We start from the raw sequence: 19,612 nt of genomic DNA, 5'->3' as shown, positions 1-19,612 counted from the left end.
TCATAGCTGCTACTACCCCCATTGCATATGTAACGATACCGACGCCAACAGGTATAATAAGGAGCGCAAAAAATTTCCCTGCCTGTGTTACAGGCACTACATCACCATACCCAACCGTTAATACAGTAATCATCGTCATCCAAAATGCTTGAAACAAGCTAATTTCTTCAATTGTCATAAATCCTAGCGTCCCTAGAATTACAACAAAGGTCATACATATAACTGCTATCCATAATTGCTTACGTGCATTCATATTATATTTCAACTCTTTTCTCTATCTACAATCTTTGCCAAAGGAAATGAAATACCTATATACTAGAAACGGAATCTATGAAAGAGGTTGATATAATGAAGCTATTTCTTTCTGCCTTACAATGGGCACTATTTATTTTAGCTGGAAGTCTTATTGTACCAATTAGTGTCGCAACTAGTTACGGCCTCGACGGCGCTGAAGCTATCGCGTTTGTACAAAGAACATTATTTGTTCTCGGTTTTGCCGGCCTACTGCAAGCTATATTCGGTCATAAACTTCCTATTCAAGAAGGTCCCGCAGGCCTTTGGTGGGGAATTTTCTCCCTGTATGCAAGTTTAGGCGTCGTATTATTTGGATCAAGCAATGAAACACTTAAGGTCCTTCAGTACGCTTTCCTACTAAGCGGAATTATTTGTATTATTCTTAGTGTTTTTGGACTTATCGATAAACTAGTTCGCTACTTTACACCTACAGTAATTGGAACGTATTTATTCCTTCTTGTCGCACAACTTAGTGGCTCCTTCTTAAAAGGCATGTTTGGCCTTGATGGACAACATACAGAAGTACAGCCAAAGGTATTTATTCTTTCACTCATTGTTATTTTACTATCTTTTTTCATTATGAAGCTACCTATTATTGGACAATATTCCGTTCTTTTCAGTATCGTCTGCGGCTGGATATTATTCGCGTGCTTCGGATTATCTAATCCAGTAACACCTGTGACAGATATAATTCGTCTTCCATCTCTATTTGTTTTCGGAATGCCCCGCATTGAATGGAACATGGCAATTACAGTAGTTTTTGTCACACTATTACTTCTAACAAATATGTTAGCAAGTATTCGCGTTGTACAAAAGGTTGTTTCAAAGTATGAAGAAGATTCTGCTCCAGATCGCTTCAAACAAGCTGGCATTATAACAGGAATAAATCAATTACTAGGCGGTCTATTTTCAGCCATTGGTCCTGTTGCCATTTCTGGATCAGCAGGATTTATCGCAACAACAAATATTTATAAACGCCTCCCATTTATGTTAGGGTCAAGCTTTATCATTCTTGTTAGTATATTCCCAAAGATTACTTCATTCTTTGCAGCAATCCCCGTTGCAGTTGGGTATGCTGCGATTTACCCTGTATTTGCAAGCATGATTGGTCTCGCTTTTCGTGAATATGACACTGTACAAAATAAAGAACAATTATTTAAAGTAGCAGGTCTTTCAATCTTTACGGGAATCGGAGTTATGTTCGTTCCAGCTGGAGCATTTTCTACGCTGCCGCCATTTTTAGCATCATTTTTAAGTAACGGTCTCATTCTTGGATCTGTAATGGCTATCTTGTTGGAAATACTATTTTCTCGTTCGCACGAAAAACAACTATCGTAAATTGGAAAACTTCCATTATTGCACTCTATCTTTAGAGTTGTTACGATAATGATAAAGTGAAACTTTAATCAGTGGGGGTTTTGTTCACCCCCCACTGATTATTAGCCCACACCAATCGGGCGTTTACGGGCAGTTGATCTCCCACCTAACTTCTTTGCTCCAGCTGAATTTTGAGGTGGGAGTCTTACTTCCCGCAAATAGCGGGATAAATTGTCATGGGCAACACGCTCATGATAATTTATACTAACAATGCAGAACTTCTCCTAATTTCACATAAAGAGGTTCGATGTCTTACTATATATTCCCCACTATCTTCATAAAAATTTATTTCTATTCCAACAAAGAAAGGAATTTTCTATATGACTTATAAAATGATTGTTTTAGATTTAGATGATACTTTATTACGCGATGACCATACCATTTCACCTCGTACGAAAGAGGCTTTAATGACCGCACAAGAGCAAGGAGTTAAAGTAGTACTTGCTTCTGGGCGTCCAACGTTTGGTATGCGCAACGTCGCAAAAGAGCTTCGTTTAGAAGAATACGGCAGCTTCATTCTATCTTTTAACGGCKCAAAAATTATTAACTGTAAAACAAATGAAGAAATCTTTAGTAGTACGCTATCTCCTGAAATCGTTCACAGCCTATTTGAAATTAGTAAAACTGAAGATGTATGGATTCATACTTATATTGGCGATGATATCGTAACAGAAGAAAATAATCCTTATACTGAAATTGAGGGCGACATTACTGGTATGCCAATTGTTGTAGTAGATGATTTTAAAGCCGCTGTAACAGAGCCTGTAGTAAAAGTATTAATGAACAAAGAAGCTGAACGCCTTGTTGAAGTAGAAAAGAAACTACAAAAACAACTAGAAGGCCAATTAAGCGTTATGCGTTCAAAACCATTCTTCTTAGAATTCACTGAATATGGTGTTACAAAAGGAACAAGCCTAAACCAACTAATCCAAAAACTTGGTATTAAACGCGAAGAAGTTATCGCAATGGGCGACAGCTATAACGACCAAGCGATGATTGAATTCGCAGGTCTTGGTGTTGCAATGGGTAATGCGCCAGATGATATTAAAGAAATTGCAAACTATGTAACAGATACAAATATGAACGATGGCGTTGCAAAAGTTGTAGAGAAATTCGTACTAAAAAGCGAAGTGCTTGTTTAATATTTTCATTCATAAAACCTATTTGAAGTCAAATACTTCAAATAGGTTTTTATTTAAATTATAATGCTTTTGTGACTATATTTTGAACTTTGCACTATTCTCGTAGTGTAAACTTTCTTTTTGTATATAATGGAACAAAATAGACTATTTTATTTTGAAAAAGAATACAAATTTACTATATACAAGCATACGTTAAAGGAGGCTATTTCATGTTATCTACACCAATCGGACGATTAAGAGCAATCGGCTTAATTGAGGGGATTTCTTTCCTATTACTATTATTTGTAGCAATGCCATTAAAATATTTTGCAGGGTTTGCAACAGCTGTTAAAATTACAGGTATGGCTCATGGCGTTTTATTCGTACTATTCATCTTTGCGGTAATTCAAGTAACAATCGTACACCGTAAAACAATTTTATGGGCACTTGGTGCACTTGTTGCATCAGTTATCCCATTTGGTACGTTTGTACTAGATGCAAAACTAAAAAATGAACAGTAATAGTAAAAAGGTAGTTAACAATTGTTAGCTACCTTTTTTGCGTTTATATATTCGAAATTTGCCAATCGATTTCTTTTTCATCCATGTTAGATAAAATCTCATTTACTTTAGAGTACGGCTTACTTCCAAAGAAACCACGTCTTGCTGATAATGGGCTTGGATGTACGGACTCGATAATATGATGATTCGTATTCGTAATTAAATTTTTCTTCGCCTGAGCATGGCGTCCCCATAATATGAAAACAACTGGCTTTTCACGTTCATTTAATAGCTCAATTACGCGATCTGTGAAATGCTCCCATCCTTTTCCTTTATGAGAATTCGCCTCACCTTGACGAACCGTTAACACAGTATTTAATAGTAAAACCCCTTGCTCCGCCCATTTTACTAAATAACCGTTATTCGGAATTTCATAACCGTATTCATCTCGCAGTTCTTTATACATATTTAACAAAGATGGCGGCGTTTTAATACCAGGTTGTACCGAAAAACTTAAACCATGTGCTTGATTCGGTCCATGATATGGGTCTTGTCCTAAAATAACGACCTTTGTATTTTCATAACTTGTATACTGAAGAGCGTTAAAAATATCTTCTTTCTTTGGATAAATCACATGCTCCTCATACTCTTCTTTTAAAAAATTAGCTAAAGCTTGATAGTATTCTTTCTCAAATTCTGACCCCAGTAATGGTCCCCAATCATTCTGCAAAATGTTTTCCATGCCTTCACTTCCTATCCAATTAATTCACCATATCCTGCCTTGTAAATACTACAAATGAAATGATAAGAGATACTACTGCCCAAACCGTTAAATTCATTAAAGAAAATCCCATTGATAATCCTTGCAATGCAGGCAGTTTTCCTGATAAATAATCCGTTAACGATAAGTTGACACTAAAAATGTATTTCGCACCTTCCCAAGACGTTGCGAATGAACTTAAAATGCCCCCTGCGATTAACGCAGCTAACATAACGCCCATTCCAGCTGGTGTATTTCGAATTAAAACAGAAACCATAAATGATATAGTTCCAACCACAATGGCAACAAACCAAGCTAATCCGTACGCCATTAAAATGTATTGCCACTGCGGAATAAGATGGACAAAGTTCGTATTTAATGTCTCCTTATCAATGACGAATCCTGTTAAAACAGGTAAGTTCCATCCAGAGTATCCAAATACAATCCCTGATAATGCGTAAGCAAATAAACCGACAAGAAGCAATATGAGCGAAATGAAAAATAGCATCGTCACATATTTACTAAGGAGTATTTTCCAGCGCCGAATAGGCCTCGTCAGAAGCATTTTCATCGTACCATCGCTTCGTTCTCCTGAAACAATATCAATGGCGACAATCATAACGAGCAATGGAATAAATAACGTTATTCCTTGTTCAATAAACGCCCTCACAAATGTTGGTGCCCCTGGTGCAGTCGGATTAATATTATGATCTAAATAATATTGTTGCTGTTCCACTCTTACTTTTAGCCAATCACGCCATTCTTCTGGCAATCTAGAATTGTTCAAGCGGTTTTGGGAATCAACAATTTGTTGCTGTAATGATACTTTCCAATCGGTCGTACCAAGCCTTTTTTGCGTTGTTTCTATTTCACGATACTGAGCATACACAAAAAGCGGAATCAAGATTGCTAAAATAAGCATGACAACAACAATCCGTTTCTTACGATAAATCTTTTCTGATTCATTTAAAACTAGATTCGCAAATTCACGCATGTTGCTCACCCCTTGTGAGTTCAATAAATAAATCTTCTAGCGTAAATACAAGCTCTTTGACGCTATGTACATCTATCTCGTTTTCTACAAAGTGCTTATTCCAAACACTAATAGACGCAACATCCATACGACATAGTAAACGCTCATCTTCTATACTAACTTCCTCTACCTCTTCAGCAGCATCTAACATGTCTTTCGCTTTGGAAACCGGTGTAACGACCCATTCCACACGATCACTCGCTGTTTTGATCAACTCTTCAATAGGTGCAACTGTTATCATTTTTCCTTTATGAATAATAGCCACACGGTCACATATCATTTGCACTTCACTTAATAAGTGACTCGAAATAAATACACTCATATTTTCTTCTTTTACAAGCTTATGTATAAATTCCCTAAGTTCTCTAATCCCAGCTGGATCTAAACCATTCGTCGGTTCATCTAATATGAGCAATTTCGGATTTCCAAGTAGCGCCTGTGCAATTCCAAGGCGCTGCTTCATACCAAGGGAATATGTTTTTACCTTATCGTGAATACGCTCATCTAAATGAACCATTTTTGCAATTTCAATAATACGTTCATCTGATATATCACCAAGCATGCGCGCAAATTGCTTTAAGTTTTCCCATCCCGTTAAATATGTATAAAGCTCTGGGTTTTCAACGATACTTCCAATTTGACGCATCGCTTCTCTGAAATTTTCCTTAATAGAATAACCACCAATAGAAATAGTACCTTCTGTCGCTTTAATCAGTCCGACTAACATTCGAATTGTTGTCGTTTTTCCGGCTCCGTTCGGCCCTAAGAAGCCAAACACTTCTCCTTGTTTTACATCAAATGAAATGTCTTCTACAAGTGTCTTCTTTCCAATTACCTTCTTCACGTCTCGTACGGAAAGTATCATCGTCATTTTATCCCTCCTTGTTCTAGTTTTAATTTACTTACGACGTTTTGGACTAATCGCTCTGCCATATATGTGTAGCCGACTTCATTCGGATGAAAATGATCGGAGTATAGTAAATCTTTTCCGCGATTTTGGAATAAATCAAATGTCGGTGTAATATATACATTTTTATCATTTAATGCTAACTTCTCTAAAGAGGCATTCCAATCAACAACAATATTTGATGAACCTCTTAAATCTTCTACATCCTCAAAAGGATTGTATAAACCTAGCCAAAAAATAGGGCTATCTGTATTTAATTTACGAATTTCTTCTATAATTTTCTTTGCTTCATTTTGAAATGTTTCCGTATCAGGACGATATGTCTCTAAATCTATTTTTCCGAGCGATTCCCATCCTGGGAATAAATCATTTCCTCCAATTGTTAAAACAATTACATCTGCTTGCTTAATTGAATATTGAGCTCCGCTACCCTCTAGTTGTTTTAATAAATCCGGCATTTTTGCGCCACTAACTGCCAAATTGGTTAGTGCAACTTTTTGTTTATAATCTTTTTGTAAATCCTCTTTCATTCGTCCAATATAGCCAATTCCTTCTTTGTCACCAACGCCGCGCGTTAATGAATCACCTAAACTAACTATTTGTAACGTTCCCGTTTTCTTTTTCTCTTTTGCCACTACGTCAGTCTTCGTAATTAATTTTGAAGCTTTCGGATTTAATACATCATTCACACCCGAAACAAAACCGTATGCAAATAAACAGAAAGACGCAATTGTAATGAGTAGAATTACTTTTACTAATTTTGATCTCATATCAAAACCCCTTTTAGCCCCTATAGATTGTCCATAATTATACCAAACGAATTTTCGAAAAGCGATTTTCATACCTTCTCTATTATGTCGTTTCCCTATCTACCAATTCTGGTAATAACTCTACATGCTTCACATCTATTTCCTCATCATTAATCTTTTCATATAATAATTCAAATGCCTTTACACCAACATTTTTACTAGAATGCGAAATCGTCGTAATACCTAATATATTTGCCACTTCTTGATCATCACATCCGATAATCGTAATATCCTCTGGGATACGAATTCCTTGTTTTTTCGCCTCCGTTACCATTCCTGCAGCAATATGATTGCAAGATACAAGAAACGCCGTCGGTTTTACAGACATACTAGCCCATTCTCTGACTACATTGCGCCCATCTTCCACCGTAAAACAGCCTTTAAACTTCCAGGCATCTAACGGTGTTACAACAATCTGTTGAAGTGAATCCTCATACGCCTTTTTTCGCCTTTGACTATTAATGCTATTACTTCTTCCAATGCAATATCCGATACGTGTATGACCAGCATCTATTAAGCTTTTCATCCCGCGCAAAAATACTTTGTAGTAATCAATATGTACACTTGAAATGAAATTCGAATCTATTTCCTCACACATCACAATTGGACCAAACTTTGTATACTCTTCAAGTTTTTCCTTACTATTTGTCCTTGAACATATAATTACTCCATCAAGCTTTTTCATTTTTAACATATGTAAAATTTCAAGCTCTTTTTCTTCGCTATAATTTGTCTGGCAAAGCATCATATTATAATTGTTCTTTGCGGTTTCCTTTGATATCCCCCCAATAATGGCACTGTAATATTGATCATTTACGTGCGGCAATAAAACGCCAATTACATTCGTTTTTCCTTTCACTAAATGAATAGCATTCACATTTTGCGTATAATTTAATTCTTCTATAATCGCTAAAATCTCTTTTCGTTTCTGTTCATTCACATACGGATGATTATTGAGTACACGTGAAACAGTTGAAACAGATACCCCAGCAAGTTCAGCAATCTTTCTTATATTCGTCATCTTATTCTCCCCTTCCCCTCAAAAATTCTCGCTTGACCTGGTAAGCTTTCCACATTATATCCTTTCTTAGCAAATACATTTTGAAAGGATATACAACTATGCTTCGATTCAAATTAGAATATATATTTTTTATTGGTGGTTTACTCATTCTCGCCATCGGCATTAATATGATGACGACAATTACTTCCTTTGGACTTAGCCCTTATGATTCCTTCTTTATTGCACTATATCAAAATTTTGGGATAAGTATTGGTTTTTGGATTTTCATGATTAACTTTGTTTTTACCCTGATCGTACTCTTTTGGGACAAAAAACAAATTACAATCGGCACAATTGTCACAATGATTCTTATTTCTCTTTTTGTTGATTGGGTTGGTTCTATTACGACTATTATGGACGCTATCCGCTCTCTTCCAAAATATATAACACTTATTTGCGGAAATCTATTCGTCGGAGCCGGAATTGGTCTTTACGTCTCTACTAATCTTTGCGCGGCACCTCAAGAGGCTTTCGTTTTAACTGTTGCTGAGAAAAAGAAATGGACATTTAGAAGAACAGAAATTTCATTAGCTTTTTTATTTTTAACATTAAGCTTCTTATTAGATGGGCCAATCTATTTTGGAACAATTATCTTATCCTTTACAACAGGTTGGATTATTCAAGCTTTTATTCAATTTGGTACGCAGATTTTAAATAGAAAAAACCCTATTAAGCAAGCCGCTTAATAGGGTTTTTCGTTTTATTAGAAGAGATACTACTTAGCATCTCCTTCAATTCGATAGTTTGCTTTCACACAATCTATTTCTTCATACGATTGCAATGTATGTAGAATGTACTCATAATCCGCAAGAGAAGCACGATGCGTTACAATTACGATTTCTGCTTTCCCTTTCTCTTCAAGTGGCATTTGAATAATCTTTTCAAAACTAACACCGCGCTCAGAGAACAATGATGTAATTTTTGCAAATACACCAATTTCGTCTTTCACATGAAGTCTTAAAAACTTTTTCACAATAATTTCATCTGACTCTTTTAGTACCTTTTTATACTGCGGGGATACCGCACTATTTCCGTTTACACCTAGCCTAATATTTTGCATTACAGCAACTAGGTCAGAAACAACAGCTGTCGCTGTCGGTAAGCTTCCTGCTCCCGGACCATAAAACATCGTTTCTCCTACCGCTTCACCATACACATAGACAGCATTATATTCATTTTGCACTGCCGCAAGAGGGTGTGCATTTGGAAGTAAAGTCGGCTCAACTGTAACCTCTAATTTCTCGCCATCTCGCTTTGCAAGACCAATTAATTTAATTGTATAACCTAAGCTCTTACTATATTCAATATCTTCTGCTGTAATAGAAGTAATTCCTTTTACCTTCACATCTCCAAGCTCTACATTTGTAGAGAAACCGAGAGTAGCCAAAATCGTCATTTTTCTTGCCGCATCTAAACCTTCTACGTCTGATGTTGGATCTGCTTCTGCAAATCCAAGCTGCTGAGCTTCTTTTAACACGTCGTTATATGCTCTCCCTTCGTCTGACATTTTCGTCAAAATAAAATTTGTCGTTCCATTTACAATTCCCATTACTTTCGTAATAAGATCTGAAGAAAGTCCTTCTACGATGCTTCGTAAAATTGGAATCCCTCCAGCTACACTTGCTTCGTAAAATAAATCAGCCTTGTTATCTTTTGCTACCGCTAAGAGTTCCGCTCCGTGTAACGCCATTAAATCTTTATTTGCAGTCACAACGTGCTTCCCGCCTTTTAAAGCTTGTAAAATATATGCTTTCGCATCATCAATGCCGCCCATTACTTCGATGACAACATCAATATTAGGATTATCTAAAATTTCATTCACATCTTGTGTTAATAGAGTAGAAGGTACCTCTACCTCTCTCTCTTTCTCAATATTTTGCACCAACACTTTCGTTACTTTCACTGGACAACCGACTTGATGTATAAGTCGTTCTTGATGATCTGTAATAATACGAACTACACCACTACCAACTGTCCCAAGACCTAATAAGCCCACTTGAATTTCTTTCATAATACTGTCCACCCCTCAAAAATTGTGTTTAGATGCCATTATATAGACAAAAAATCTGAAAAACAATGTATTTTGAACATTCGGAAAAATAAGGCTTAATCTTTACAAATAAAACGCTACCACGTGTTACACAATCATTATTTACAATATATAAGGGGTTTCTTGATACACGTAATAATTCAGCCAATTAGAGAATAATAAATTCCCATGACTCCTCCACCTAACAAGTGACTTCTCATCTGGATTATTATGTTTAAAATAATTTTTTGGCACATCAATATTTAACCCTTTTTGGCAGTCCCGTTCGTATTCTTCCTTTAACGTATCACAACTATATTCACTGTGTCCGAGTGCGAAAACTTGCCTTCCCTCTTGCCCAATAACAAGATGAACACCCGCTTCTTCAGAATTGGCTAATAACGTTAATTCTTTCACTTTTTCAATATCACTCTCTCGTACTTCTGTATGACGAGAATGCGGAGCAAAAAACACTTCATCAAACCCTTGTAACAATTTCACATGTTGCTCGCGAACCTCATGTTCAAATACACCAAACATTTTTTCCGCAAGAGGATACTTCGGCACACCATAGTGATAATACAAACCAGCTTGTGCCCCCCAGCAAATATGAAGCGTAGATGTTACATTTGTTTTTGAATACTCCATAATACGTCCAAGCTCTTCCCAATAATCTACTTCTTCAAAAGAAAGAGTTTCAACTGGTGCTCCTGTAATAATGAGTCCATCAAATTTTTCATTCTCAATATCACGGAATGTTTTATAGAAGCTCGTTAAATGGTCCTGTGCTACATTGCGAGACAGATGCGATTCCATATGAAGTAAATGAACATCTAATTGCAACGGTGTATTTCCAATTAAACGAAGTAATTGCGCCTCTGTTTCTTGCTTTGTAGGCATTAAATTTAATATAGCAATTTTCAAAGCACGTATATCTTGTGTTACTGCTCGCTCCTTCGTCATTACAAAAATATTTTCCTTCTGCAATACTTTGCGAGCTGGTAAATCTTTATCAATTATGATCGGCATGTTGTTTGCCTCCGACTAGCGCTGCTTCTAAATCTGCAATAATATCAGAAACATCTTCTATACCGACCGATAAACGGATTAAATCAGATATAACGCCAGCTAAACGCTGATTTTCTGCGCTTAATTGTCTGTGCGTCGTACTAGCGGGATGTATTACACAAGTTCTTGCATCAGCTACATGCGTTACAAGAGTTGCGAGTTTTACATTTGCGATAAATTCTTTTGCTGCTTCTAATCCACCCTTAATACCAAATGTTAAAACTCCACTAGCTCCTTTTTTCAAATACTTTTGTGCTAACGAGTAATTTTCATTACTATCTAACCCTGGATAATTCACCCATTCAATGCGATCATGATTAGCAAGCCACTTAGCAACTTCGAGAGCATTTTCACTATGACGCTCCATTCGTAAATGCAATGTTTCCAGGCCAATGTTGCTAATATATGCATTGAATGGGCTCATACAGTTTCCGTAGTCTCTTAATAACTGAACGCGTGTTTTCACAATATACGCTGCTGCTCCAAAATTTTGAACATAGCTTACACCGTGATAACTCGGATCAGGTTCGACAAGCTCAGGGTATTTTCCATTTGTCCAATCGAAATTCCCCCCGTCTATTACAATGCCACCTAGAGAGCTTGCATGGCCATCAATATATTTCGTTGTAGAATGGACAATGATATTTGCCCCATGTTCAAACGCCTGGCATAAATAAGGCGTCGCTAATGTATTATCAACGATAAAAGGTACTTCTAATTCTTTTGCTGCCGCTGAAAGTTCTTTGAAATTCAAAACGTTCATTGCTGGATTTCCTAACGATTCTGCATAAACAAGTTTTGTCTTATCATTAGCAAGTGCCGCAATTTCATCTGCTGTTAAATTAGGATTAAAGAACGTAACATCAATGCCAAGCTTGCGCAAACTCACTCCAAATAAATTAAACGTTCCTCCGTAAACAGTTGAAGAACAAAGTAAATGGTCTCCACTACTGCAAATATTTAAAACCGCAAGCATAATAGCTGCCTGCCCAGAAGCTGTTGCAACAGCCCCTACACCGCCTTCTAAATCTGATAACTTCTGCTCAAATGCAGCTAGAGTAGGATTTCCAATACGCGTATATATATATCCTTCTGCCTCTAAATTAAATAGTGCTGCTAAATCATCTGACGTATCGTATTTATACGTTGTACTTTGATAAAGTGGTAAAACACGCGGCTCACCATTTTTTGGCGTATAGCCACCTTGCACACAAATCGTTCCTTTCCCCCATGATTCTCCCATCTCTCATTCTCCTTTCTTTTAATGCAAAATAAAAAACTGCTCCTTTCCTGAAAACAAGAAAGGAGCAGTTTGAAGACACGCTCTAAGGCTCTTTCTTATCTCTCAGGATTATTACCTGCAGGATTTGGCACAATTCCGTTATACGGCTGTTGCCAAGGTTTCATCGGGCCTGTCCCTCCACCTTTTCTTGATAAGACTATGCAATTACCGTTGATTTTATAGCAATAATTTCCTAATGTCAAATGGTTTTTCTGAATGTTCTAAATTAAATATAAGTAATTTAATTTAAACAACAAAAGAAATATATTCCATATTCATTTGAAAAAGACCTTTTAAAAACTCCGATCACTATATAGAATTAAATAAGTGGTTTAACCGCGTTGGTTTCAAATTTTTATGAGACCCTAATATATTGAATAAGCCAACCCCTCAAAAAGATACTATATATATTCAATTCATTTCACACTAGCATATTTAATCCTTTCTACATTAAAACTTACATAACGGAGGTACAACATGACAAATAAAAAGGACATGCACTATATACTCGTCCTATATGGCATTCTTTTAGGCGCTATAGTAGGAGCTACAGTCTGGTTATTTTTAGTTACAATAAATATCGGAATTCACTTTATTTGGGGATACTTACCTACTATTTTCTCTTCTCCTCCTTATTACACCATTTGTGTAACAATCATCGGTGGTATCCTCGTTGGTTTAACACAAAAATACTTCGGTACATATCCACGTCTTATGCCGGAAGTGATGGCTGAATATAAAAAAACAGGTAGAATTGAATACAGTTTTGTACATAAAGCTACTTTAACTGCGCTTATCGTTTTAATATTTGGAGCTAGCTTAGGACCAGAAGCTGCACTTGTTGGAATTATCGGTGGACTTTGTACATGGGTAGGAGATCGCTTTAAATTTGCTTTAAAGGGAATGAATGAACTAACAGAGGTTGGAATTGGTGCTACTTTAAGTGTCATTTTTAATGCACCATTATTCGGTTACTTAGCTCCGAATGAAAATGAGGGTGAACAAATTAATGAATTTTCGAAAGGAAAAAAAGCAATTGTATATTTAGCTACCACTTTTGCCGGTTTTTCCGTTTACTTATTACTTAGTAAACTCGATAATCGTGGATCCTTTATTGTTGATTTCGGGGAAGGGTCTCTTGCTCTTAATGAATGGATCGCCTTTCTACCACTTGCTAGCATTGGTGCTATAGTTGGTTTCTTTTATTTCAAATTAGAATTCGCATTAGAGAAATTAATCCACCCCTTCAGGGAATACAAAGTATCACTTGGAATTATCGGCGGTATTTTACTCGGGGTTACTGGAACTTTCCTCCCGTATACGTTATTTTCAGGGGAACATCAATTAAAAGATTTAGTCGTTGAATGGAGCCATTTATCCTTCTGGGTACTACTTCTTTCAGGGGTTTTAAAATTATGTATTACTGCCGTTTGTTTAAATACGGGTTGGCGCGGCGGACATATTTTCCCCATTATATTTGCTGGATCAAGTATTGGATACGCTATAGCTTCTATTCTGCCTATAGATCCAATATCTTCCGTAGCCATCGTCACGACAGCTATTTCAAGCTATGCATTAAGAAAACCAATAGCTATAACATTACTATTACTCATGTTTTTCCCGCTCAATTTATTATTACCGATGCTCGGGGCTGCGGCAATTGGCAATGCATTTCCGCTTCCTAAACATAACGAAACTACAAATTAATAAAAATAGGCAGTGGGGATAAAAGTTCCACTGCCTATTTTTGTTACACATGCTGCTTTAATAGTGCGTATAATTCTTCAAAATTATGCACTTCATATGTTGGCATAATCTCGCTATCATTTGATTTCTTTTCTGGATTAAACCAACAAGTATCAATTCCTGCTACATATCCACCTTTAATATCGGCGCTTAACGAATCACCAATAATAAGCCCTTCTTCAGAAGCGAAGTTAGGAATACGTTCAAAAACATAATCAAAATACTCTCTCATCGGCTTTTGGAATCCCGTGTCTTCAGAAACAAAAATATCTTTAAACAATGAATGTAATCCTGCATTACGCAAACGTTTATCTTGCGTTTTAGAAATACCGTTTGTCACTATATATAAATCGTACTTACTTTGAATTTGATTTATAAATTCAAACGCACCTTGCATGAGTTGGTTTCCTTCTTCTAAGTAGCTGCGATAATTATTTTCGAATAATATTCCATCTACTTCTTCCCCGTACTCTTTAAACAAAATGGAAAATCGTGTATTTATAATTTCATTTCGCGCTATTTCACCTTTTTCAAAAGAATCCCAAAGGCTTTTATTTATTTTTTTATAACGATCCTCTATTTCATCGGTTAAAAGAAGCCCCTTCTCTTCAAAAAGCATCCGTAAAGCGATTTTCTCAGCCTTTTGAAAATCTAGTAACGTATCATCTACATCAAATAGCAATGTTTTATATTTTTTCATAAACCCCTCACACCCTCTTTTCTACAAAAACAAATTTACATAAATCGTATCATTCTTCCTTGTAAAAATAATAGGAGATATCTCATACTACAAACAGGGGTGAAAATATGAAAATCAGCAAAAATGAGAAAGAAATTTATCAACACATGCAAATTCACCAATTTCATACTCTTTTTTCCTTTAATGTCTTACCATATGTAGAGCTGCATTCTTTTCAAAAGAAAGAGATGATCTGTAATGARGGAATCGACCTCCCTTATCTCTATTACTTAATTTCTGGGAAAGCCAAAATATATATGAGTCACAAAAACGGAAAGGTTTCATTAATTAACTTTATTCAAGCACCTTCGTTCATTGGGGAATTAGGATTAATTGGTGTAGAATCCGTTACGAAAGCGGTTGAGGTAATTGAAGATTGTATTTGCTTAGCGCTTCCCCTTAAAGATTGTCAGCATCTTTTATTGCAAGATGCTACCTTTCTACAGAAACTATGCAGATTTATTGGAGAAAAAACAATTACCCGAACGGAAAATTACGCCAAAAACTATAGTTATCCGTTTGAAAATCGATTAGCTGCGTTTATTCTATTAACGGAACAAAATAATTGCTATACAGAAAAACATACTGAGGCCTCAGAATACTTAAACGTCAGCTATCGCCATCTTTTATATGTATTAAACCAGTTTTGCCAGCAAAACTACTTAAAAAAAGAAGGAAGAACCTATTACATACAAAATCGAATTCAATTAGAGAAACTGGCTGACGAACTTAAAATATAAAAAAAACAGCATTAACATGTAAATGTTAATGCTGTTTTTTCGAGTGACGATTATGTTTTTAATTAAAATTTACTTGCTACTTTAGCCGCTTCTTCAAGACCTGCTGTAATGATTTCTTCTGCTTTATCTGGGAATTGGTTATGTCCTTCGATAACTACTGTTTCCATGTTTGTTGCGCCGAAGAAGCCCATCATGCTTGCTACGTATTTAACAGCCATTTCTACTTCAGCTGCTGGACCTTCAGAATATACGCCGCCGCGTGCATTTAATAAAGCAATCTTCTTATCTCCAATAAGCCCAACTGGACCTTCTGGTGTATATTTAAACGTTTTACCAGCGCGGTTTAAGTAATCAATATACGTGTGTAATACGGCCGGAATCGTTAAGTTCCATAATGGGAAACCGAAAACTACTTTATCAGCTTCTAAGAATTGATTTAAATACTTATCAGCTACTGCTACCACTTTTGCTTCTTCTTCTGTTAAATCAAATCCTCTACTTGCTTTGAATGTACCATTAATCATATCTACGCCTACATATGGTAATTCTTCTTTATATAAATCAAGTTCTACTACTGTATCATTTGGATGTGCTTCTTTATAGTTTGCTAAAAATGCCTCGTATAATTTCACACTAACTGCTTGTTCCGCTGGGCGGTTGTTTGCTTTTACAAATAAAACTGTTGCCATGATTCTTTTCCTCCTACTACTCACTCTTATGTTGTTATATATTACTTACGAAAAAAGGGTACTCCCTTGTAATTGTTGTTGCTTACAAATATATTTTATCTTTATATCAAGACAATTTCGTCCTCACATAGACGTATTTTTCCATAAAAAAAGTCCACCTTCTAAAGGCGGACTAGGTCTTACGACTTTCGTCTTATACAATTCCATTTTTCACTGCATATAATGCTGCTTGTGTGCGATCGGATAGATGTAACTTACTCAAAATACTACTCATATGAGCTTTTACCGTTTTTTCTGTAATAACTAAAACAGAAGCAATTTCTTTATTGCTCATCCCTTTTGCTAACAGTTGTAACACTTCATTTTCCCTAGCTGTTAATACGTCTACATGAATGAAGTGTTCCTCTTCTTTCTCTTCCTCTGGTAATGTTTGGGAAAGAAGCGCGTTTGCTATATCTGGATGTAGTTGTATATTCCCTTTGTACGCACTGCGAATCGCTTCAACAAGTTGATCTGGTTCTACATCTTTTAGAATATACCCGCTTGCTCCCGCCTTTAATGCTGGTAAAACATGTGCCTGATCAGAAAAACTAGTTAATACAATTACTTTCACATTCGGATATTCTTTTTTGATACATGCCGTCGCCTCAACGCCATCCATTTCGGGCATGTATAAATCCATTAATACAACATCAGGATTTGTTTCTCCTACTTTCACTAATGCTTCTTTCCCATTATTTGCTTCTCCAACTAACTCTAAATCTTCCTGTGTACTCAGAAAGAATGCCAATCCTTTTAAAACAACTGTGTGATCATCAACTAACAATACTTTTATTTTCACAAACTTCCCTCATTTTCACATCATAATGGTACATTTACTTTTACACTTGTTCTTTTCTTATCACTTACAATTTTAATTGTTCCACCAACTAATTCTACTCTTTCACGCATCATAGTCATACCAAGCGATTTCTTCTCTTTTATATCCTTTTCTTCAAAGCCGTTTCCTTGATCGATTATTTCTAATGATACATTTTTCTCCGTCACCTTGAAATAAATCGTCGCTTCTCGTACATTCGCATGCTTACTTACGTTATTTAAAGATTCTTGTCCAATTCGCCATAGCGCTTCCTCTACTACGCGTGGCAAATCACGAACACCAGTAACCTGTTCCCGAATTTTCAATCCCAAACTTTCGCCATATTGCTTTAGAGCTGGTAATAACCCCTTCTCTAATCCTGCCGGACGAAGCTGCCAAATCAAGGTCCTCATTTCTTTCAAAGCACCTTGCGCTAGTTCACGCATCTCATACAAAGAACTATCTACCTTTTCATTTTGGCCTTTTAAAACAGCTTCAGCACCCTTTGTCATAAAAGTTAATGAAAATAATTTTTGTGAAACTGAGTCATGTAAATCTCTTGCTAACCGATTTCTTTCTTCCATCCGTACAAGTTCACGGCGTTGCACATTTAATCTTAAATTCTCTATTATTAACGAAATATGATTCGATAGAGCTTGCATTACATCTATTGTATTAACATCAAACTCTCCATTATTTGAACTAACACACAAGACACCAAACATATGACTTTGAATATGTATTGGCGTAGCGATAACGGCCCTATTTGGATGTACAATATGACCAATTTGACGTTTTAATAAAACAGGCTCATCTTTTTCTAATGCCTTCTTTGCTGCTTCTTTCACATCGTCCTGTAACTCTTCCTGACCATAAGACGCTCGCAAAGATAATTCTGTTTCTTCTCTAATAAAAAACGCCACTTGATTCCATTGAAATACTTCACCCACGTGATTTACCACTTTCTCAGGTAATACATTAAACTTATGAATCGTTTTTAACGCTTGAATAAAACGTTCCAATTTCACATAATAATGTGCTCTTCGTTTTTCATTTTCATATAATTTGGTTCGCTTTAAAGCCGTCCCGATTTGAAAAGCAACGGATTGGAGCAAAACCAATTCTTCTTCTGAAAAATGTGTTTTACCTGGGCTTGCAACATTTAATACCCCGATTTTTTCCCCTCCGGCCTTTAAAGGAACCGTAGCATGATGAAGAATTCCTTCCGTATCTCCCCAATTATATTCAATTGCATTATTAATTCTTTTACATTCAATAATATTAACCGCGCGCTCTAACTTCCCATCTACAAAACCACGTAAACACCAACACTCACCTTCACACATTGGGCGTTTATTTTCATATGTAAGTGCCTCTGGTAACTGATAATCAATTAACTTTGTATACCTCCCATTTTCATCCGCAAGAAAAATCCATCCTGTCGTTAAACCTGTTACACTTAGTAATTTTTCTAGGACCGCTTGCAATACATGGTAGGTATCATTTGATGTATTTAGCGTTTCTGCAATTTCTTTTAATATAACTAATTCATTTGTACGATTATCTCGAAACATATCAAGTCTCCTACATACAAGATTTTAAATCGCTTCTCAAGTAAATCATCTACTTTTCACTTTGTACTTATTCGTAACATTGATATAATAGTGAAAACATAGTTTTCATTATATCACTTGAGGGGGCTTTCATAATGACATTAAATAAGGCACTTACAATCGCTGGTTCTGACACAAGTGGCGGTGCTGGTATACAAGCAGATTTAAAAACATTCCAAGAACTTGGCGTATATGGAATGACATCTCTTACAACAATCGTAACAATGGACCCACATAACGGTTGGGCACATAACGTATTCCCAATTGCGGCTTCTACATTAAAACCACAATTAGAAACAACAATTGAAGGCGTTGGCGTAGACGCTTTAAAAACAGGTATGCTTGGATCAGTAGAAATTATCGAAATGGTTGCAGAAACAATTGAAAAGCATAATTTCGAAAATGTAGTAGTTGATCCTGTTATGGTATGTAAAGGAGCTGACGAAGCATTACATCCTGAAACGAATGATTGCTTACGTGATGTTCTTGTCCCAAAAGCATTGGTTGTAACGCCAAACCTATTTGAAGCATATCAATTAAGTGGTGTGAAAATTAATTCTCTTGAGGACATGAAAGAAGCTGCAAAAAAAATCCACGCTTTAGGTGCTAAATACGTACTGATTAAAGGTGGTAGCAAACTAGGCACAGAAACTGCTATTGATGTGTTATATGACGGCGAAACATTCGATCTTCTAGAATCAGAAAAGATCGATACGACAAATACACACGGTGCAGGTTGTACATATTCTGCTGCAATTACAGCAGAACTTGCAAAAGGAAAAACTGTGAAAGAAGCAGTAAAAACCGCGAAAGAATTCATCACAGCTGCAATTCGTCATTCATTTAAGATTAACGAATACGTAGGACCAACACATCACGGTGCATATCGCAAATTCGTTGCACCGAAAGAACTTGTCTAACATAAAGCTTTTTATTAATAAATTTAAAAATAAATTAAAACCCACAGACATTTATTGTTCTGTGGG

The 19,612-nt window shown here is 36.1% G+C and carries 20 protein-coding genes and 1 riboswitch; of the genes, 7 read left to right on the top strand and 13 right to left on the bottom strand.

Annotated elements, in window-relative coordinates:
• A partial coding sequence (locus tag AC1DTM_RS05100) for a potassium channel family protein (RefSeq protein ID WP_477000064.1) occupies nucleotides 1-253 on the bottom strand: 253 nt, incomplete at its 3' end.
• A gap of 95 nt (nucleotides 254-348) precedes the next feature.
• On the opposite strand from AC1DTM_RS05100, the gene AC1DTM_RS05095 reads away from it, so the two are divergent.
• The 3 genes from AC1DTM_RS05095 (at nucleotide 349) to AC1DTM_RS05085 (ending at nucleotide 3,313) form a co-directional block, all read left to right on the top strand.
• The gene (locus AC1DTM_RS05095; protein ID WP_016106751.1) at nucleotides 349-1,632 is read left to right on the top strand and encodes a purine/pyrimidine permease; all 1,284 of its coding nucleotides are present in this window, start codon (nucleotides 349-351) and stop codon (nucleotides 1,630-1,632) included.
• A gap of 359 nt (nucleotides 1,633-1,991) precedes the next feature.
• Entirely contained in the window at nucleotides 1,992-2,813 is an 822-nt protein-coding gene (locus tag AC1DTM_RS05090; protein ID WP_477000063.1) for a Cof-type HAD-IIB family hydrolase, read from the top strand.
• Between the two features lie 209 nt (nucleotides 2,814-3,022).
• Entirely contained in the window at nucleotides 3,023-3,313 is a 291-nt protein-coding gene (locus AC1DTM_RS05085; RefSeq protein WP_002198731.1) for a DUF3817 domain-containing protein, read from the top strand.
• 43 nt (nucleotides 3,314-3,356) lie between these two features.
• Here the strand turns inward: AC1DTM_RS05085 and AC1DTM_RS05080 are convergent, their stop codons facing one another.
• From AC1DTM_RS05080 to AC1DTM_RS05060, 5 genes are read right to left on the bottom strand one after another with little or no spacing between them, the layout of a single operon-like run.
• Nucleotides 3,357-4,034, bottom strand: a complete 678-nt coding sequence (locus AC1DTM_RS05080) for a uracil-DNA glycosylase (RefSeq protein WP_016106753.1) — start codon at nucleotides 4,032-4,034, stop codon at nucleotides 3,357-3,359.
• Between the two features lie 19 nt (nucleotides 4,035-4,053).
• Nucleotides 4,054-5,046, bottom strand: a complete 993-nt coding sequence (locus AC1DTM_RS05075; RefSeq protein WP_002113133.1) for an ABC transporter permease — start codon at nucleotides 5,044-5,046, stop codon at nucleotides 4,054-4,056.
• Nucleotides 5,039-5,956 (bottom strand): ABC transporter ATP-binding protein, encoded by a 918-nt coding sequence (locus AC1DTM_RS05070; protein ID WP_002198728.1) that lies wholly within the window; start codon nucleotides 5,954-5,956, stop codon nucleotides 5,039-5,041. Before AC1DTM_RS05070 ends, AC1DTM_RS05075 begins: the two co-directional genes overlap by 8 nt.
• Entirely contained in the window at nucleotides 5,953-6,834 is an 882-nt protein-coding gene (locus tag AC1DTM_RS05065) for an SGNH/GDSL hydrolase family protein (protein WP_002159725.1), read from the bottom strand. The genes AC1DTM_RS05070 and AC1DTM_RS05065 overlap by 4 nt, the downstream gene beginning before the upstream one ends.
• Before the next feature lie 10 nt (nucleotides 6,835-6,844).
• Nucleotides 6,845-7,822 (bottom strand): LacI family DNA-binding transcriptional regulator, encoded by a 978-nt coding sequence (locus tag AC1DTM_RS05060; protein WP_016106756.1) that lies wholly within the window; start codon nucleotides 7,820-7,822, stop codon nucleotides 6,845-6,847.
• A gap of 98 nt (nucleotides 7,823-7,920) precedes the next feature.
• Here AC1DTM_RS05060 and AC1DTM_RS05055 point away from each other — a divergent pair, with 98 nt between their 5' ends.
• Nucleotides 7,921-8,547 (top strand): YczE/YyaS/YitT family protein, encoded by a 627-nt coding sequence (locus tag AC1DTM_RS05055; protein ID WP_016106757.1) that lies wholly within the window; start codon nucleotides 7,921-7,923, stop codon nucleotides 8,545-8,547.
• Nucleotides 8,548-8,576: 29 nt separating this feature from the next.
• Here the strand turns inward: AC1DTM_RS05055 and AC1DTM_RS05050 are convergent, their stop codons facing one another.
• The 3 genes from AC1DTM_RS05050 to AC1DTM_RS05040 form a co-directional block, all read right to left on the bottom strand.
• On the bottom strand, nucleotides 8,577-9,872 hold the full coding sequence (locus AC1DTM_RS05050) for a homoserine dehydrogenase (protein ID WP_002113141.1): 1,296 nt from the start codon (nucleotides 9,870-9,872) through the stop codon (nucleotides 8,577-8,579).
• A gap of 141 nt (nucleotides 9,873-10,013) precedes the next feature.
• Entirely contained in the window at nucleotides 10,014-10,919 is a 906-nt protein-coding gene (gene metA / locus AC1DTM_RS05045) for a homoserine O-acetyltransferase MetA (RefSeq protein ID WP_199715471.1), read from the bottom strand.
• Nucleotides 10,903-12,201 carry a bifunctional O-acetylhomoserine aminocarboxypropyltransferase/cysteine synthase gene (locus AC1DTM_RS05040; protein WP_477000062.1) on the bottom strand — a complete coding sequence of 433 codons (1,299 nt, stop codon included), beginning with the start codon at nucleotides 12,199-12,201 and terminating at the stop codon, nucleotides 10,903-10,905. Before AC1DTM_RS05040 ends, metA begins: the two co-directional genes overlap by 17 nt.
• Nucleotides 12,202-12,293: 92 nt before the next feature.
• Nucleotides 12,294-12,398, bottom strand: a riboswitch (SAM riboswitch).
• Nucleotides 12,399-12,717: 319 nt separating this feature from the next.
• Here AC1DTM_RS05040 and AC1DTM_RS05035 point away from each other — a divergent pair.
• Nucleotides 12,718-13,947 (top strand): chloride channel protein, encoded by a 1,230-nt coding sequence (locus AC1DTM_RS05035; RefSeq protein WP_088099745.1) that lies wholly within the window; start codon nucleotides 12,718-12,720, stop codon nucleotides 13,945-13,947.
• A gap of 43 nt (nucleotides 13,948-13,990) precedes the next feature.
• On the opposite strand, the gene AC1DTM_RS05030 is transcribed toward AC1DTM_RS05035, so the two are convergent.
• Nucleotides 13,991-14,686, bottom strand: a complete 696-nt coding sequence (locus AC1DTM_RS05030; protein WP_002113145.1) for a YjjG family noncanonical pyrimidine nucleotidase — start codon at nucleotides 14,684-14,686, stop codon at nucleotides 13,991-13,993.
• A gap of 107 nt (nucleotides 14,687-14,793) precedes the next feature.
• On the opposite strand from AC1DTM_RS05030, the gene AC1DTM_RS05025 reads away from it, so the two are divergent.
• Nucleotides 14,794-15,465, top strand: a complete 672-nt coding sequence (locus AC1DTM_RS05025; protein WP_002113146.1) for a transcriptional regulator YeiL — start codon at nucleotides 14,794-14,796, stop codon at nucleotides 15,463-15,465.
• 62 nt (nucleotides 15,466-15,527) lie between these two features.
• Here AC1DTM_RS05025 and AC1DTM_RS05020 read toward each other — a convergent pair whose 3' ends face one another.
• The 3 genes from AC1DTM_RS05020 to AC1DTM_RS05010 form a co-directional block, all read right to left on the bottom strand.
• A complete protein-coding gene (locus AC1DTM_RS05020) occupies nucleotides 15,528-16,154 on the bottom strand; it encodes an FMN-dependent NADH-azoreductase (RefSeq protein WP_000246731.1) in 627 nt (208 codons plus the stop codon).
• Between the two features lie 193 nt (nucleotides 16,155-16,347).
• On the bottom strand, nucleotides 16,348-16,995 hold the full coding sequence (locus AC1DTM_RS05015) for a response regulator (protein ID WP_002198722.1): 648 nt from the start codon (nucleotides 16,993-16,995) through the stop codon (nucleotides 16,348-16,350).
• Nucleotides 16,996-17,015: 20 nt separating this feature from the next.
• Entirely contained in the window at nucleotides 17,016-18,587 is a 1,572-nt protein-coding gene (locus AC1DTM_RS05010; RefSeq protein ID WP_016106760.1) for a GAF domain-containing sensor histidine kinase, read from the bottom strand.
• A 134-nt stretch (nucleotides 18,588-18,721) separates the two neighbouring features.
• Between AC1DTM_RS05010 and pdxK the strand changes: the two genes are divergently transcribed.
• On the top strand, nucleotides 18,722-19,546 hold the full coding sequence (gene pdxK, locus AC1DTM_RS05005; RefSeq protein WP_002113152.1) for a pyridoxine/pyridoxal/pyridoxamine kinase: 825 nt from the start codon (nucleotides 18,722-18,724) through the stop codon (nucleotides 19,544-19,546).
• Nucleotides 19,547-19,612 lie beyond the last annotated feature (66 nt).

This window comes from Bacillus sp. P4_D3 (assembly GCF_056401855.1).
Note: the sequence above shows the minus strand (reverse complement) of the source record. Positions and strands in the feature narration are given on the sequence as shown.